Annotated in this window: 9 protein-coding genes; 1 reads left to right on the top strand and 8 read right to left on the bottom strand. The window is 67.0% G+C overall.

Going from position 1 to position 17,720, the window contains the following annotated elements:
* Positions 1–365: 365 nt before the first annotated feature.
* The 3 genes from Pflav_RS05230 to Pflav_RS05220 are packed head-to-tail and all read right to left on the bottom strand — an operon-like array spanning position 366 to position 11,970.
* Entirely contained in the window at positions 366–4,805 is a 4,440-nt protein-coding gene (locus Pflav_RS05230; protein WP_173034170.1) for a hypothetical protein, read from the bottom strand.
* Positions 4,802–10,951 (bottom strand): toxin glutamine deamidase domain-containing protein, encoded by a 6,150-nt coding sequence (locus tag Pflav_RS05225; RefSeq protein WP_173034168.1) that lies wholly within the window; start codon positions 10,949–10,951, stop codon positions 4,802–4,804. Before Pflav_RS05225 ends, Pflav_RS05230 begins: the two co-directional genes overlap by 4 nt.
* Positions 10,933–11,970: a hypothetical protein gene (locus Pflav_RS05220; protein ID WP_173034166.1), complete on the bottom strand. Its 1,038-nt coding sequence runs from the start codon at positions 11,968–11,970 to the stop codon at positions 10,933–10,935. The genes Pflav_RS05225 and Pflav_RS05220 overlap by 19 nt, the downstream gene beginning before the upstream one ends.
* A 1,691-nt stretch (positions 11,971–13,661) precedes the next feature.
* Here Pflav_RS05220 and Pflav_RS05215 point away from each other — a divergent pair.
* Positions 13,662–14,030, top strand: a complete 369-nt coding sequence (locus Pflav_RS05215) for a hypothetical protein (protein ID WP_173034164.1) — start codon at positions 13,662–13,664, stop codon at positions 14,028–14,030.
* Between the two features lie 31 nt (positions 14,031–14,061).
* Here the strand turns inward: Pflav_RS05215 and Pflav_RS49260 are convergent, their stop codons facing one another.
* The 5 genes from Pflav_RS49260 to Pflav_RS05195 all read right to left on the bottom strand — a co-directional run bounded on the left by Pflav_RS49260 (position 14,062) and on the right by Pflav_RS05195 (position 17,706).
* Positions 14,062–14,391 (bottom strand): WXG100-like domain-containing protein, encoded by a 330-nt coding sequence (locus tag Pflav_RS49260; RefSeq protein ID WP_462933156.1) that lies wholly within the window; start codon positions 14,389–14,391, stop codon positions 14,062–14,064.
* A 72-nt stretch (positions 14,392–14,463) separates the two neighbouring features.
* Positions 14,464–14,778 carry a hypothetical protein gene (locus Pflav_RS05210; RefSeq protein ID WP_173034162.1) on the bottom strand — a complete coding sequence of 105 codons (315 nt, stop codon included), beginning with the start codon at positions 14,776–14,778 and terminating at the stop codon, positions 14,464–14,466.
* On the bottom strand, positions 14,768–15,199 hold the full coding sequence (locus Pflav_RS05205) for a YbaB/EbfC family nucleoid-associated protein (protein ID WP_173034160.1): 432 nt from the start codon (positions 15,197–15,199) through the stop codon (positions 14,768–14,770). Before Pflav_RS05205 ends, Pflav_RS05210 begins: the two co-directional genes overlap by 11 nt.
* A gap of 313 nt (positions 15,200–15,512) precedes the next feature.
* Positions 15,513–17,264: a hypothetical protein gene (locus tag Pflav_RS05200; RefSeq protein ID WP_173034158.1), complete on the bottom strand. Its 1,752-nt coding sequence runs from the start codon at positions 17,262–17,264 to the stop codon at positions 15,513–15,515.
* 4 nt (positions 17,265–17,268) lie between these two features.
* Positions 17,269–17,706: a hypothetical protein gene (locus tag Pflav_RS05195; RefSeq protein ID WP_173034156.1), complete on the bottom strand. Its 438-nt coding sequence runs from the start codon at positions 17,704–17,706 to the stop codon at positions 17,269–17,271.
* Positions 17,707–17,720: the final 14 nt, after the last annotated feature.

Raw genomic sequence — 17,720 nt, 5'->3', positions numbered from 1 at the left:
GCGCAGGCGCGAGGTCGACCTCGGCGACGTGGACCGCCGTGTGGATGGCGCTGCCTTGAAGCTGCAACACCGCCGCGATTTCCACTCCGTCAGCCTTGCTATTCGCGGTGCCGAGGATTCGATAGGTAGTGCGGTAGTCGAATGTAGCCGCCTTGCCCGTCGTCTGCCGCCGCCAGTACTCCTTGCTGGTCAGCTCGGCCGCCTGGCTCGCGCTTTTTCGTTGGCCCCCGGAGACCTCCAGGGCTCTCCCCGAATGGCGTAGTTGTCGGACGGCCCGACCTTGAACGAGACGTCAAACTCGGGGCCCTTGTCGCTCTTTTGCTCGCTGCCTACCCCGTGGTCGTTCATCCGCTTGGATTGTCTGTCTAGTGTTGTCGCCGGCTCCTCCTTCCCCAGCGGCTGCCAGAGCACCTGCTGGTCCAGCGCCTCCGCCTCCGCCTCCGCCGCCTCCTCCGCCGCCGGCCGCAAGCTCGGCAGCACCCCCGGCACCGCCTCCGAGCTGGCGACAACCTCCTGCTCCCCCGCCGGCCGCAGGCTCGGCAGCGCACCTGGCACCCCTTCCGAGCCGGCGACAACCTCCTCCTCCCCGCCGGCCGCAGGCTCGGCACGACCGGTGGTCTCTCTTCGACGTGGGCTTCGTCCAGGCTCGCTGTGACACTCAACCCGTAGGTGTATTTGCCGGCGTTGATGGAGTACGTGATGCTGCCCGTCGCTATGTCGGGTTCGAGTTCCTCGGGTGCGGGACCTCGGTCGAAGAGCGACCGTGCGCGTGCCCGTAGGTTCGCCACACCGAACCTCGTGGCCATCTCACTGGCGTGCGGGATCAGGATCGTGTGGTTCGGGTCCTTTCCGGTCGTCTCGGCCATGAGGAGCGCCATTTGCAGGGCCGCGTTGTACACCACCTCCGCCCCTGCCATTTCCTTGACAACGCCACGCCCGAGCCCATGCCTGGTCTCCAGGTGCCATGGCGCGCGGAGCGTTTCCGAAGTGACGGCGCCGCTCGTGGCAGTCGTGCCGTCCGTTGACGGGCCAGGGCCCTGGGCCCGCGAGAGTGTCACGTCCTCCATACCCGCTAGCAGCACCGCCTCGTCGACCTCAGGCTCAAGGCGGTGCGACTGCGTGCCGCCCGCGAGCTCCTGACCGGGCGCGTGGGTGTCGGTCCAGGTCGTCTCCCACCGGTACCTGATTTCAGGGCGCTCGACTTCGGTGGCCTGCGGGCTCCCACGCCGGAAGAGGCGCGCCGGGTTGATCCAGAAGCCGACCGAAACGATCCCCTTCTTTGCCTGGTCCAGCCCGAGCCGGATGCGCTCCTTCGCCTGCTCCATCGAGCTGACCGGGACCGGGCCTTTTGAGAATCCGCGCGGCCTCTTGTCGTGCAGGTGCCAGGCCCCAGCGATCCGGCCATCTTTCAGCAGGTAGCGGTACTGGGATCGGCCCTTGGCACCTTCGTCGGGTTCGCCTGGCTGGCCGGGAAGGACGATGTCCACGTTCGGATGTCTTGCCAACCACGCCCATTCGGTCCCGTTGAGCGACTCTTTGGTGCCGTTGTCGATGAAGACCTCGATAGGACGCCGGCGGGCCTCCACCTTAAGGTCGCCAGGTCCCCGGATCCCCCGCTTTCCGAACGGCGCCGGCGGCAACGTCCAATAGTTGGGGATAGTGACCCGCCCAGCCACCGCAGCATCGCCCGCACCCGCCGGCTTGGGAGGAGCCGGAGCGGCCGGGCGGCTGAGATTGGTCTCGACCTCGCCGCGCGTGAAGAAAAACAGAAATTTCCTCTTACGCGGACGCCATCTCGCCGGAGTGAATCGTGAGTCCGGTGCACCAATGCGCGGATGTAGAATCGGCGCGGTTTCCGGCATCCTCCTCAGCTCTGCTTCGAAGACCTCTGCCCGCCGTTCGGGTATCGAGATCTCACCAGGAAGGGATACCTCAGTGGTGATCGACTTGCTGCCCACGACCAGGCCGACGTTCATCAGGAACTGGGTCTCGTAGCGTCGCACAGGCTCGTTGCGGCTTAATGCACTCTTTTCCTGAGACTGCAAAGCCTCGGACATCTTTGCTGAGCTCGACGCGCTGTACCGGCCGCCGACCCGGGGAGCCAGGATGTACTTGTTGTGGTTGAAGCCCATCGGCACCTCAGCACCCGCCCGGACATCTATCCCCCGCGCCAGAGTCTGCCGCACCATGTGGGTGAAGGTGGAGGCGATGTCGTTGCGGAGTGGTATCTTTCGCGGCTTGCCATCCGGCAACGACTCTTGTGGCACCACGTTCAGGCTTTTCAGAGATCCGCCGACAAAGAGCCTGAACTTCAACTTCTGGCCGGTGCTGAGCTCCACTTCGATCTCCGGTGGAGCCCAAGCGTTCGCCGTCCACCACTGACTGCGATCCTTGAACTCCTGCTCGTTGAAGATCCTTTCACCCAGCTTCTGCACGATGCGGGCCGCATCGCCCTTACTAACCTTGAGGGTCTGTTGCACACGCTGCTTGAGGTCGGTCAACAGCCGTTCGGCGCCGACCGTGCCGACGACGAAGTCTTCGGCCAGCAACGCCGCCGAGTTCTTCACCTCGATCGGCTTCGAGGGCGAGTGCGGGACACCAAGCGGCCGGGCGAACGCGGTTGGCGCCGCAACGACGAGATGCTTCGGCAGGGTCACCGGCGCCAGCTTCGCCCCGTCGACCGAGACGACGATTTCCACTGCCGCGTCGTACAAGTCGACGTCGTTGACTACGGCTCGGTTGCCTGACTGGACCTCGTGGGTCTGTTTGTCCTCCAGGCCCCGATGCCCGCCAAAGGTCGCGCGAATGGCCGGGCCGACGACCCAGCTGACAAGGTCATGTCCAATAAAGTGCAGCATGCTGTACGTGAGCGAGGCACCCCACGGCTGGACTGTCTCCCTTTTGCGGGAGCTGGACGTGTCGCCGTACATGCTCTTGTAGGGGGTAACCTCGGGATCGCGGGAGGGCGTTGGTTTCCGGTCAAGCCCGACGAGCCTGGCCCGCACCTGGATAAATGTGCCGTCGACATCAGTCCCCGCGCCGGCCGACAGCAGCCTTTGCCAGTCCGTTGCCGTCTTGCTGCTCAACGTCTTGGACAGCCAGGCGGACACCTTGCTTGGTTCCGGCCCCAAGGACATCGGGATGAGTCTGGGATCGGGTCCCAAGATCATCGGCGTCTTTCCCGGCAGCGCCGCAAGCGCGTTCCGCTGCGCTTGCAAAGTGTCCAGCTTCTCGCGCACCTTCTTCTGGATCCCATCGAGCTGATCCTTCTTGATCTGCCCGACGGCCTCCACATATCCGTCGCCCAGCAGCCCTTTGTCCTCGACGAACCACGGCGGGCCGGTGGCATCCCCCGCCGGCGGGACCGATCCAGGCAGATCGAGAGGAGCCGGAGCCGGAGGCGGCGGCGCGGCAGCAGGACCATCCGCAGGCGAAGCGGCCTCCGCCGGCCCAGCCTCCTCCACTGGAGACAGCGGCGACTGGGCAAAAGCCGCCGCCGCCGCTTGCGAGGTGTCGAGGAGCCTGGATACATAGAAGCGATCGCCGGGTTCCCTGAAGATCGTCACTAGCGGACCGGATGCGCCGGCCGGTTCCACGAGCTGGCCGGCCGTCGCAAGGTTCGGCGGCGCTTGGAGGGTCAGCACGCGCAGACCGAGCGCGTCGGCCACCCAGTCCAGCAGCACCGCATTGGTCTTTTGGTCCATCACCGACCCGATGGCCTGTTCGACCCAATGCAGCAAGAGGGCGCCGTCGGCGTGCTGCTCGGGTGCGGCGACGTGGAGGGCGGCCAAAGCGGCAGCAGCCTGTGCGTCGGTCATCCGCTCTGCCGAGGCTTTCCGCTTCTGCTCTTCGGACTGTCGCCAGGGCCACTCAGGCAGATTGACGCGGGACGTGATCAGGTCGTGCAGCCAGCCGACCGTCGCGACGTCGATGAGCCGTGCCGCCAGTGTCAGGGGGTGCGCGGTAGGGACCGGCTCGCCAGCGTTCAGCAGGTCCGCGACGTCCCGTTGTACCTCCTCCGGGTCGCCGAGCCACGCGAACAGGTGAGCGTCCGGCTGGAGCGAGGGCTCGCGAGGCAACGCCTCGACCAAACCGTCCCGGACTGCACGTGGATCGGCGGCGATCAGCGCGTAGTGCCTCGACCGGGAGCCTCGCGGAACTTGGAGAAGCGCATCGTGTCCGGGCAGCGGGGTCGCGGTGGGGTGCGCGATCATCACGCGGCGCGCGGGCTTGATACCCCGTGCGGTCGCGCTCCGGCTCACGATCGCGGGCCGGAGCGCGGGCCTGATAGGCGGCGTCGGCTTGATCCGGGCGAGAGTTCCCGTGTCGTCCGTGACCAGCCGCAGCCGCACCTCCCTGGGGAAGAAATCCCCGAGCGCGGCGGCTGATCGACCCCGATCCTCGCGGGGCAGGCCGAACCGCAGGAACGCGGTGTCACTGGTCGCCTGGGTCTCGACCCGGACGAACCAATCCATCCCGTCCTCGTCGCCGCGGACCCGCTCCACCAAGACGACGTGCCTGGCGCGGTTCGGCTCGTCCAGCCACACCGGCGTCACCTCGCCGGGCCGCAGACTCCGTAGGTGGTCCACGACCGTGTCCATGTCCGGCAGGTACCGGAAGCGGCCACCGAGCCGGGCCGCGAGGTAGCCGGCGTCGGACGCACCCATGCCGTCGTCCAGCGCCCGGCGCCCACGGTGCCCGAGACCGAGCCCCGTCATCAGCGCCCCGATCCGCACGACGCTGTCCCGCGGGTCCTTCAGGGCGCCGGGAACCCACGGGGTGACCTCCGCGAACGCCCTCCTCATGGCTTCCGAGGCACCCGCGTCGATTGCCGACTGCCCGCCATGGGACGCGGCCGGCTCCCCCACCTGCGGGTCCGGCGTGGGTGGCTGGCCTTCGGGGAACCGAGGCGCCGGTCCTGATGTGAGCGTTCTGTGGGCTCACCTGCTGGCTGGTACATGCCGTAACGGCTGTCGAGCGTACGCTCGGTCAGCGCGCTCAGCGGTGCTTCGGATTCCGCGGCCTGCCAATGGGGGCTGTCGTCTGGGTCGAGGACAGCGCCGTCCGGGCCGATGATGACCGCGTCGAGATCCACCGCACCGTCGGCCTGAAAGATCGGCGGAGTGTCGACTACCTTGAGGCCGCCCTCGCCAGCGGGATCCATCCACATCGGACCGTCTGTGGCGTGGTGCAGCATCAGGGCGTGACCGCGCTGGTCTCCTGGCGTCTGCCCCGGCTGTCGTACCAACACCAACGCGGACGCGCCAACCCCCAAATCTCTTACCGCTGAGGTCACGGCTGCGACGCCAGCCGCGCGCCGCCAGCCACCACTGATCAGACGGGCCCGGGCGCCGGCGGTGCCGGTAAGGCCGACCACGCTGTCATCGACGGCGCGCAACGGCCGTAGGCCAGGTCCCTGCTGCGGGGCGTCGTACCGCGCGCCGTAGACCGCCCGAGCTACCTCGTTGGCCACTGCCACGCACACATCGAGGCGGGCGTTCTTGGGAAGCCGGGTCGGTGCTTCGTCCGCGATGGCGCTCAGGTCGCTGCGGCTGAGGCGCACCCTGGGACTGGCCGCGCTGTAGTGACCGTTGGCGTCCTGCGTGAGGTAGATGAGCGGCCTGCCGGGTTGACCCGCCTCGGTAGCGGACCGCAAACCCCGTCCTGGCGGGGATCCTGGCCCGAATACCCGGATCCGGACCCCGAGCGCGTCGGCGATGCGGGACAGGGTCGCCGCACCGGCGGCCGGTTCGCCGGTACCGATCGACGCGGGATTGGCGTCGCCCGCTATCACCGCGGCGTGGAAGAGATCTGTTGCCCGGCTGAGCTGAGCATGGTCCGCGATGCCGGACGCGGCGCCCGCCTCCGCCTGCCAGGCCAGCCCTGCCAACTCCGCGCGAACCCACTCTGGATCACTGAGCCACGCCACCGACGGATCGCCGGAGGGCAGGGCGGGCGTCCGTAGCCGCACCAGGCGCAGTACGGCTGCGGGATCGGCGGCGACGACGGCATGCAGCAAGTTGAAGTGCCCGGTGGGGACGGGAAAGGCGGTGACAGGGGCAGTCACTTCGACCCGCGGTACCGCAATCGTCGTGGTGTCGGGTGCGGTCGCGGCCGCCCGCCGGGCGGCATCGGTGATGTTCTCCCAGATCGCGTCGAGGCCGCCCAGGTCGACGAACGCCTTGCCGGGCCGCAGGGGCAGATCACGAACCTCCACCGGGATGATCGCTCCGGACACGCCCGGGAGGAACTCGGGCGCGAGCACGGTCATCCTGCCCCACGCCGCGTTCTGGCCTATGTTCCGGACGCCGTCCCGACCGGCGAATATCATCGAGGCGAGGTACTCCCGCGCGCTTGGCTCGCCCCGGCTCTTGAGGTCGAGCACGTTCGCATACATGCCGAGACGCAGTACCCGCCGGTGTTCCGGGTGCAGCGCGCCGAAGGTCTCCAGGAAAATCGCCTCGACGAGCTCCGAGGACTCGGCCAAGAGCCGGGCCCCATCAGGAGAAAGCGTGGCTGTGATCGCGGCCAGGTCCACTCTGGATGCGATACCGAGGTAGTTCTTGGCGGTGGCGGCCGCCAGCCGCGCCCAAACGAAGGCGGAGACCTGAATGTAGGCAAGGGCGAGAAGACCTCGCAACTGGGCGAAGTCCGACGCCGACAGGCGTAGGTCGGCACCCGCGGTCAGGTATCGTCCCAGCAATGTCGACTCTGCCCGGGTGGCAAACTCCAAGGCGCCACGGTAGCCCAGCCGCCGGTACAGCGCCGAGCTTCCCTCTCTGAATTTCGTCGGCAGGGGACGCTGTGCGGCCATGTCCGCGATAAACGTGTGCATGCCGACGAGAGCAACGCCGACTGTCGTTTGTGGAGAGATGAGGGGCCGATCCGAACGCGCGCTGTAGATCCAGCCGGTCTGCGCCTGCGGGTGAAGCCTCCATCCATCTTCCTGCCTGAACACATCCGACATCCGCACGCGTCGCTGTCTGAGCGGCCGGTCGGACAGAGGCGCGAACAAGCGCTCCAGCCGCAGATGGACAGCCTTCATCTCCGCCCGCACCATCTCTGGCGAACGGCCGAGCTTGTCCTGCTCGAACGGAAGGACCGGCAACGGCACTTTCGCCTTGAGCTCAAGGATCTCCCGGTTGACCGATCGCGCCCCGGCCGGCTCTTGATGTCCGCCTATCGCATACATCTCGCCGCCGGCCGTAGCGAAGTCTCCGTGGTCGGCGGTGGCTTCGAGCCCAAGCCGCTGATGCTCGGCCAGGTACGGCAGGGCTTCCCCGCGGTGGTTGTCCAGGACGAAGAAGTACGTGTAAAGCTCCTCCTCGTCGCCGCCGTACCCATACGCCGTACTCCGGGGTGCCTCGACAAGCGCGCTCACCGTCGAAGCGGACTCGTCCCGGGCCCAGTCGGGATCAGGCGGGCGGATCCTCCCATCCGGGCCGACGATCGTGGCGTCGATGTCGACCGCCCGCCGGATCAGCTCGGGTGTGCTCTCCGCCTCCGTCACCCGTGCGCGTGGATGCTCCGGGTCGGCCAGCGGGTCCACCCACACCAGCCCGTCCGTGGTGTGGTGCAGCACCATCGCGTGGCCGCGCGGATCCCGGCCAGACTGCCCCGGCCGCCGGATCAGCACCAGCGCCGACGCGCCTACACCAGCCTGCCGCACAGCCGCCTCGATCGCCTGGTGACCAGCAGCCCGATGCCAACCCGGCCCGGCCGCCAGCAGTGCCCGCGCCCCAGCCGTACCACCCAGTCCCACCGCGCTGTCATCAGTCGCCCGCATCGGACGCAACGTGCCCGGATAGATCTGCCGCGCGGCCGACCGCGCGATCTCGACACAAACAGCCAGGCTCGGACCGTCTGGATCCGCTGCGGGCAAGCGGACCGGCAGCCTGCGCATTCTGTCCACCAACTCGGCCCGGGACAACCTCACCGCACCCCGCCCGGCCGGTGCTTTCGCCTCGGCGACCGGTGGTGGCACGACCCGCGCCACGCTGGTCCTAGGTGGACGGACCGGCCGATCCAGCTCGCGGAGCCGGCCACCCAAACGCCCGGCGGCCTTCCCGAACCTGTGACGCTTCGTCCTCGACGCGGGTGGCCCGGCAGGCGCTGAGTCCGGGCTTGATTGTGCCGGGACCGGGCGGGTGCGCCGCCAGCGGGACGCCAACCGTTCCAGCCGCCGGCGTACGCTCCGGGCCGTCGGGGCACTGGTATTGGTGTTGGTTTCGATGTTGCTTACCGCTGGTGGCGGCTGAACCACCGCTGGCTGGTCATCGGATTCCTGAGGACGCAGCTGTTGCTGAAACCACGGCGGCTGTCCAGGCTCCTGCTCGTGCGGCGCAAGCACACCCAGTCGTTCCCAACCGATCCTGCGCCCCCCCTCCAACGCCAGAAACAACTCCTGCGCCCTCAGGCGATCCAGGTCCTGTTGCTTGGCCTGGCGGCCGGCAGCCGCGTCGTCCGCCGACGCCTCCCAGGGGGTCGCCGAATCAGCGGTCGCCGCCGCATCCCAAGGTGTCGCCGGGTTGGCAGCCGTCGCCGGGGTGTTGGCGGGCGCGGCCGGGTTGGCGGGCGCGGGTCTGGTTGGGCGCTGTGAGCGGGACCATTTCCCGATCTGGCCGGCCAGCGGGCGCCAACGCCACGCCGGCTTGGCCACGACGGTGCTGGGTTGTTCTCGCGACCGCATCACGTCCAGGACGACAAGCGCTACATCTCGCGGGCTTCGCATCTGCTCAGCCTCAAAGAACTCGACCATCGCGGCGACCACGTCCTGGTCACCAGCGTCGATCCGGGCAGCCAGCCGCCGCCGCTCCACAGCCTCGGCCACAGCCGAACGCGCCTCGGCGGATTCAAGCAGCTCCGAACGGCGCGACGCATCGGTTCGGTGCTTCTTTTCGTGCGCTAACACGTACGCGTCCTGTGCTTCCCGCGCCCATACCGCGACCTGCTCGGCAGAAGGCTCGTCCCCCGACGCCGGCACCAACTCACGAACAGCACGCGCTTCGTGCGACCCCAGCAAGCCCATCAACGCGGCGCCCGGCGAATCCGTCCCGGAACCGCTCGAAGTTCCCGCCGCGAAAGCCGCCGTCAGCCACTCACGCAATCCAGCATCGTCCGACACCGCACCGGTCTGGACAGTGGCCTGGATCCGCACCGGTCCACCACCCCACCGCGGCTCACCCCAAGCCTTACGCCACCCAGGCCACCACGACTTGGCCGGCACAGAGCTGGTACTCATGGACGCCCCACCACGCCGCCGCGGCCGCGGCTCACCCAGCCACTTGTGCGCCTTGCGCGGCCGGCTGCCTGGCGCCTTCGCAAGGTGGCCACTTTGCCCGCGCTTCACCAACGTCCTAAGCGGCCACATACGCTCCGCGACATTCGACTTCTGGGCGACCGGGACCGCACCGGGCGGCAGATCCGTCAGCCGCGGTTGCGGCTTCACGATCAACCGCACCCACGGCAGCACGTCCCTGGCCCGCCGTCTCGCACCCGCCAGGCCGGCTATCGAACGGTGACGAACGCTGCGTGGCACGGCCGACAGCCGATCGCCAGCAGTCGCGGCCAGCCGTCGGATCGCCACCGCCGAGGCGTGTGCGAGGTCAGCTGCGCGTGGTAGTTCGACGGTCAGCCCTGAGGCGGTGGCGAAATTCGCCACGAACCTGGGTGATGGCCGTCCCTTGCCGGTGGGGACCAGCTGTACGCGGTCGTTGTCGTTTGGTGTGGGATTGTTGGCGAGTTCGGCCTTGACGATCCGGGCCAGCTGCTCGGCTCTCAGCCGCACCTTTTCGACTCGACCGTTCCGAACAACGGAAGCCTCGGCGAAGTCCCCGGCGACGTTCACCAATACGGGGGTCACGTCGTGCGCGGGAAGCACCCACCGGGATCGGTGCCCAATATTGCGATCGATGAACAACGCGGACCGCCCGCGCCGATAAGCGGCCCGCCGGACCGTCAGCGGCGCACCATCCAAAAGCCAGGAGGTTTCGTCACGGGTGAGAGGGTCGCTTGCCGGCGGGCCTGCCTCGTGCGGCTCCCGTACAGTGCCGTCGTACCCGATGATGACGCTATCCAGGCCGCTGATCGGGACCGGCAGGTCAGGCACGCCATTGCCGGTCGCCTCGGGAGTGTGATCGGTACCGCTGCGAGCCCAGACGAGTCCATCCGTGTCATGGAAGATGATGACCGTCTGCCCGGGGTCGTCACCCGTTGCCAGTCGGGATCGGCCGACTGGCACCACCGCCGCCGCGCCGATGCCTTCGCTGCGCACAGCCGCCGCGATACGTTCCCAGTCAGCGAAGCGGCGCCATGCCGGGCCACGCGCGTCGCCCCGCCTCATCCCGGTCCTGATATCGGCGATGGCGTCCGCGGCCTTACCCATGTCCAGCTCGGCGCCGACCACCGTCCTGAGCTCCGCGGTGACCTTCTCCCAGGCCGGGCGCAGCTCATCGACTCCCAGATAGGCACCGTCCTGCTTGTACTGGCGATCCCGCATCTCGACCACGACCAAGGGATCTTCACCGGGACGGGTTTCGTCGAGCATCGGTACCGGCGTCAGGCCGCCGAACACGGTCGTCTGGGAGACCACACCATCGACCACCGCCGAGTCGAAGTACTCCCTCGCGGTGACCTCGTCGGACCGGGCATCCAGGATGTGCGTCAACTGCTCACGGGTGTACAGCAGGCGGTAACGCGGAACACTCTGGTCGAAGACCCGCTCAAACGCCGCCCGCAGATCGTCGGCATGATCCCGCAGGACCGCCTGGGCCCTCGGTGACAGTGACTGCCGGGCCACCGCAAGGTCGACCCGGGACAGCAGCGATGTGTGCAACTTGACCAGCGCCGTCGAGATCTGGGCAGTGACGAACCCAGCGACCTGCAGATAAGTCAGCGCCAGCAAACCTCGTACCTGGGCCAGGTCCTTACCCGTCAGCGTGCCTCGCAGCAACTCCAGAGCTTCGTCGGTGAACTCAAGCGCCGCCCCATGTGCGCCCGGGCATAGGTTCGCCTCGGCTCCAGCTCCGAATAGTCCGGGTCATGCGGCACCCGCGACTGCTCTCGCACAAAGTTAGCGAAGCGCGCCAGCGGCACACCCGCGGTGACCTGAAGGAGAATCTCGAGATCGGATACCTCATCCGCCGGAACGAAAAGCAGGTCAACCCAGCCGGGTGGGTAATTCCATCCATCCTCGGGGCGGAAGATCGACGACAAGGGAATAGCACGCTCGGTGGGACCCTTACCGGAGACCTCCCTGACGTGCTGCCTCAAACGGCCTAGCGCGGCCTCGTTGTGCTCATGTACCTCCCGCATATCCACCGACAGGACGTGCGACTCACCGGGGTAGATCGGACCGGGCAACATCATGATTAGTTCCAGGATGGGTCTGATCCGTACCCGGCCGGGCCGTACGCCCGCCCGATAGAAGTCGCCGTCCGACCACACAAATGCGCCCTTGTCGAACTCCAGCTTGAGGCCGAGCCGGTCGTTCGTCGGTACCGGGCCGTCCGGTAAATCTCCGACCACCGTGCCACAGTGGATCTCGGCCTCGATGCCGCCGCTGCCGTAGGTGGTGCTGCGTGGTGCTTCGACGAGTGCGCTCGCTAGTGAGGTTGATTGGGCCGGTCTGGCCCAGGTGTCGGGTGGCCGTACGGCGCCGTTCGCGCCGATCACGATCGCTTCGATATCGACCCCGTCCCGCACGGTTTGGGGCGGTGTCGAGGACGGTACCGGCGGCTGGGTGGGGGTGATGTCGACCCATTGCAGACCGGCGTCGCTGGTGCGGTGCACCATGACCGCGTGGTTGCGTGGGTCTTTCAACGACCTGGTGGACTGTGCGGGCCGGCGTACCAGCAGCAGGGCCGAGTCCCCGACCGCGGGCAGCGCCGCCTCCAGCGCCGCCAGATCGGTGACCTGCGCCCAGCCAGGACCACCGACCAACCGGCCCCGAGCACCGGCGGCACCGGTCATCCCAGACACGCTGTCGTCGGCGGCGGCCAACGGCCGTACCCGCGACCCGTATATCTCGCGCGAGAGGCGGTGGACCAGCTCCAAGCACGCCTGCACCGTGTCCGCGTCCACATCCGGCATCCGGCGTACTGATTCGGCTACCTGCCGCAGCCGGTTCCGGTCCAGGCTGACCGGGGCCAGGCCGGCCCAGTCCGCCGGCGGCGGCGCCGGCCGGGGACGCACCCGCTCGGCAGTCTCGTTCCGCGGTTCGGGTTTCGCACGCGCCGCCGGGGAGTCGTTCCCACTGGCCGCGTCGGCCTGCGTCTGGCCGGGCGCGCTGTCGCGATCGGACACGACACCGGTGGTGCTGGCCCACGAGCCGAGCCCAGCGACCGGACCCGGCACCCGGCCACCCCGTGGCGAGGACCCGTCCGGGACGCCAGCAGGCGCCTGCACGGATCCAGCACCCGCCACCGGCGTGGGGCCGGGCCGGACACCCGTTGCCGAACTCGGCGCGGTGGTTGGGGCGGGTCCTGGGGTGGTGCTGGTGCCGGTTCCAACCGGACCAGTCCCAGCGGACGAGGTAGCCGGGGTGGCGGGTGCGACAGCCGGCCCACCGACCGCTGGGCCGCTGTCCGCTGGGCCGCTGGCGGTCGGGCTGTTTGTGGCTGGGCTGTAGGCGGGCGCTGCGTCCGGGACGGAACCACTTCCCAGGACGGAACCGACGCTCTGGTCGGTGCCTGGGCCAGTGGCCGGGCCGGTGTCCATGTTGGAGGCTGGTCGGCTCGGGTCGGTGTTGGGTGTGGTTGGTGGGTTCGGGTTGGCGGCTATCGGTGACGGCTGTGCCGATGACACACCCGCGCTGGCTTGCGGCGGCGCCGTGGCAGGCGTGTGTCCAGGTCCGGTGCCGGCTGGCGGGCTGTTGATAGGTCCAGCGTGCGGCCAGGCGGTGGTGGGTGGGTCGGCCGTTTCGGGGCTGGTTGGCAGGCTGGTGTCCGGATCGCCGGGATCGACCAGGGTATCGGTATCCCAGCCGTAGCCGGAGCTGTCGCTGTCCGAGCCGTAGCCGCCGTAGCCGGGGCTGCCGTAGCTGCCGCCGTCGTTGTCGGAGCCGTGGTTGTCGTAGCTGTTGGGGGTGGGGGTTTGTGGATGCTGTCTGGGTTGGTGTTGGTGTTGTGTGGGTTGGTGGCGGCGGGACCGCCGGTGCCGGTGGCCTTGGGGGAGGGCTGGTGCCTGTGGGGTTGTCGGAGTGGGTGGGTGGGTTGTTGCTGTTCCATGGTGGGGGTAGTTTGTGGTTGGCGTGGCGGCCGGCGTTTTTGCCGATGTGGTCGGCGGTGGCGGAGGCTAGGCCTGATGCGGCGGCTGCGCCGTTGGCTTTGAAGCCTTCGCCTTGGATGGCGTGCCAGCTGCCTTCGGTCAGGAACTCGGTCAACGCTTCCGAGCCGGCTTGGGACAGGTAGTCGAACCACGTTTGCCGCCAGTTCGGCTGGCTTCCCGGAGCGGGTAGCACTGTCCCGCCCGGCAACCGGACCGTCCCGTCCGGGCGCACGTCCAAACCCCGCGGGCTGCCGGCGTCCCGGCTGCCCGGGACACCATCCGGACCCGTCTTCGGATCCGGCACCGGGTTCGGGCCCGGGTCTGGTTTCGGGTCTGGTTTCGGGTTCGGGACGTCTGGCCCGCTCGCTGGTGGCTTGCTCGGCGGAGGCAGCACTGTGGAAGGTTTGCCGGTCGGGGATGGCGGGCCCAGCCAGCCCTTCTTCTTCAGTGCTTTTGCCAGCCAGTCACCGAGCAGGTCCGGGCCGAGTCCGATCACACCACCGAGAGCGCCCACTCCTGCCGCGGCTTTCAAAGATTCCGGGTTAAACGCTGCGCGTTTGCCCTGGTCTATCTCGTACCGCTGGACCAGCACCTCGAGCAGCACCTGCAACGCCACACCAGCCATCACGCTGACCAACAACTTCAACAACAAGTTGAACAGCACCGACGACAACAAAAAACGCAACAACGCGCTGGCCATCAACATCGCCATAAACGGACCAGCCGGATTAGCCCACGCCAACGCGAACGCCAACAACAACTGAGCCAGCAGCTGGATCAACGTCGCCAACGTCATCATCTTCGCATGAAAAACCTCCAACCCGAGGTCCTCATGATTATCCCCAACAAACGCACATACCTCGACGCGAACGGCAAATAACCATCCTCGCCCAACATGTACGCTTCCATCGAACTCACAAAAGCATCAGCCGCCGGACCCTCCGACTCCGACCGCACCGCCCCAATGCCCGCCACCAGCAACGGGACAGCGTCATCGATCCCAGCCGCAGCATCCGCGTACACCCCCGCCAACGCCCACAACTGCGACTCGTCCGACCTCGGAAACTCCTCACCAGTCAACACCAACAACAAGTTGGCCAACTCATCCGAAATCTCGATACCCATACCGCTCGGTCCCCCAGACCGTTCTGTCCGGTGTGGACATCGCGCTTCACACCGGACAGATCGGGTCTTCCCTTACGTGCGACGGCCTCCGGCGACGCCGGCGTTCTGCTCTTCCACGTTGTTCTGGTCTTGCGCGTACATATCTACGTTGTCCGTGTCGCCGCCCACGGCACTCAACAGGCTGTGATAGAAGTCAACAAGCCAGACCTCGGCCGGCCGTACGGTCTGATTGACGACCTTGTCCATCTCGCCGCGTTCTTCGCCGGTAAGAGGGTTGTGGGTCGCAACTCCGTGCTGGAACGTCTCCAGCTCCCCCCTCACATGGCTGATAAGGACGTCGAAGGCCTGTCGGGGGATGCCGCCGTTGGAGACCTGGTCAGCTGCCACTGCTGTCCCTCCGACCCGTGGCATCTTCGGCCCGAGAAGCGTTCATCGTCTTGAGCGCATCGCGCATCATCGCGTCGATGTCAAGGTTTCCGCGCATCATGTCGAGCGGGTTGAGCCCACCGGGCATGAGCCCTTCGAACCGGGCGGCGGTGGCCTGCATCATCTCGTCACGCGCCAGCTGGATGGTGTCGACCAGAAGTGCGCCCAGTTCGGGGGCGGCCATGGACCGGTAGGCGCCGCTCGGAAACTTGATTTCCGTGATGCGGCCCTGGCTGTTGATCGTCACGGCCACCGCACGGTTCTTCGAGGTGACGGTGGTCTCGGCACCGGCCAGCTCCTGCTGCATTTCGGTCAGTGCCTCGCGCTGCCGCTCGAGCTCGGCAAACGCCTTCTCCAGGTCGTTGTACAACGGCATCGACATTGAACGTCCTCCTCTTGCTAGGCCCGGCGTTGGGTGGGCCGTGTAGTGCCTGTGCGGGGTGTTTGCGGCGCACCTGGCCCTGGAGTCCGACGGTTGTCGCCGGCATGCGCCGGGACCTCGTCGCGCCCAATAACGGAGGGAGCGATGTCGTCTGGGTCGGTGCCCCAGACCTCTTCCTCTTCCGCCAGCCAGGTCTTGCGCTCGCGCTCCTTCTCTTGCCCCGCACCGGCGCCAGCGCCAGCGCCGCCCATCATCGGCGGCATCATTGGCGGGTAGCCGCTCCCATACCCGCTGCTGAGGTTGGCCGCCCCGGCTACACCGCCGAGCCGGCCGTCGCCTTGGGCGGCGTCGGGGCTGTTGAGAATCGGGTTGTCGGACGGGGAGTTGAACTCCGGGTCCGGGCCGCCGAGGAGGTTTCCACCCGCCACGCTGCCGCCGGACGCGCCGCCGCTGAACAGGTCATCGATGTCGCCGAGCCCGCCGCTTCCGCCGCCGGCGGGCAGGTCGTCCCGGTCGATCCCGGAGGGGAACTGGTCATCGGACGGGTTGTTGCGGACGAAATCGTCCAGGAAGTCGTCGAAGTCACCCAGGCCGGAGCCGCTGGGGGACGGATGTCACGGTCCGAGTCTTTGCCGCCGCCGGACGGGCCGAAGGGTGGCAGGCCTCCCGGGAGGCCCGAGCCATCATTGCCACCGCGGAGGGAGTCCAGGAAGTCGTCGAAGTCGCTGGCGCCGCCGGAGGGGTCGCCAGCGCCCTTGCCGTTGTTGAAGAGGTCGTCCAAGTCGAGCGACCCGTTGTTGTCACCACCACCTTTGCCGTTGTTGAAGAGGTCGTCCAAGTCCAGCGACCCGTTGTTGTTGCCACCGCCCTTGCCGTTGTTGAGGATGTCATCCAGGTCGAGCGACCCGTTGTTGTCACCACCACCCTTGCCCTTGTTGAAAATGTCGTCCAAGTCCAGCGACCCGTTGTTGTCACCACCACCCTTCTTCTCGATGTCGTCCGGAATCCCATCGCCGTCCGAGTCCTTGGGATCCGGCATGGCGCTTTGCGGTGTGGGCGCGGTGATGTCACCGCTTACCGAGAGGTACAGCTTTTCAAGATTATTTCCCAGAAGCGGTACCAAACTCTGCGCCATCCGGTCGAACTGGGTCTCGACGCCGTCGGTCCAGCGCTTCTGCGCGGTCTGGTTGAGCTGAGCCCACTGGTCGGGCGAGATGAGGCTGTAAACTCCGCCAGCGCCAGCGCCCAGATTGACACCGAAATTCCAAATGTGCGCGCGTTGCTTCTCTACGATTGTTTCAATAGTCCACTGACCATCGGGAGATGCTTTGATGCCGTTCATGATCTCGACAATGATCGTGTAAGGGTTGACGTACCAGTCGCCCACAATGTTGTGCCGATCCGCCGCCCTATTCACCATCGCCAGGGCGTACCCATTGAACAGATCGATGGCCCTTGCCGTTTCCAGCATTTCCTTCCACCAGCCACCGACGTCATTGAAGAGGTCCCGTGCGTCGTGCGCGAGGTTTTCCATCTGCCGACTGAAGACCTCGGCCGCCGAACCGGAGAAGCCGGAGGCCTCGGAGTCAATACCTTTGACCACTCGATCCAGATAGACACTAGTCGATGCGGCAAGCTGCTGCACATGATACATCGCATATGCGGCGTTGACGAAGTCGAGGCTGCTCATGTTGGGGTGCGAGCGCCCGTCCCTGATTGGCGCTACCGCATTCTGGATCCCGCTCCACCAAGCTTGGAAGGTCGTATCGAGATGGTCCCTGTCGATTTTGACCCTAACGACCTGCCATTGGAATACGTCTCCCGCGTTCACCGCATGCCTCTTGCTTTTGTCGATGATCGGGCGGTAGTAGACAAGCGTGTTCTTGTCACCGTGCGCGTCGGCGGGTTCCTTGGCGGTCTGTTTTGTCACCGGTACGATGACAGCCGAATCGAGCCATATCCACGGTTTACCTGTCACGGCGCCGCGGTTGATCTTTTCGCCCAGGCCCAGGATGTTGTTGACCAGGTCGTCCCAGTTGTAGCTGCGGTAGTCGTTGTCCGGCACGCCGTCACGACTCCTTGGCTGGCGGCGGTGGCGCCGCCGCATCCGGTGTGCTGATCTGGTCGCCCAGTTTTTTGGCGTCGACCCTGTTGAGGTCTTCGATCTTGTCGTTCTCGGCGAGGAACTTGCCCAGGTCACGGTCAAACCGGGCGAAGCTGGCGCGCAGGTTCACGATGCGGGCGTCGAGCGCTTCTCCGACCGTCGGAATCTTCGTGGCCAGCTTGGCACCAATTGGAAAGCCACTGTCGCCCGCACCCTTGCACGCGACGGCGACGAACGCGGGCCCGTGCACCGTTCCCGGCGTCCGGCCAAGATTGGCAGGACCACCGGCCCGGTCGGGCAATGTGCCGACGCGTACGTCATCGGCGTCCGTGGCCAGGTTTCGCAGCTCGGCTCGGACACGCTCGATGTATGCTTCGTCTACGACGACCTTCTTGCCTGGCATTCCAGTTCCTCCTA

Source organism: Phytohabitans flavus (genome assembly GCF_011764545.1).
GTDB classification, from domain to species: Bacteria; Actinomycetota; Actinomycetes; order Mycobacteriales; family Micromonosporaceae; genus Phytohabitans; species Phytohabitans flavus.
The sequence above is the reverse complement of the archived record's forward strand: the minus strand, read 5'-3'. Positions and strand labels throughout refer to the sequence as shown.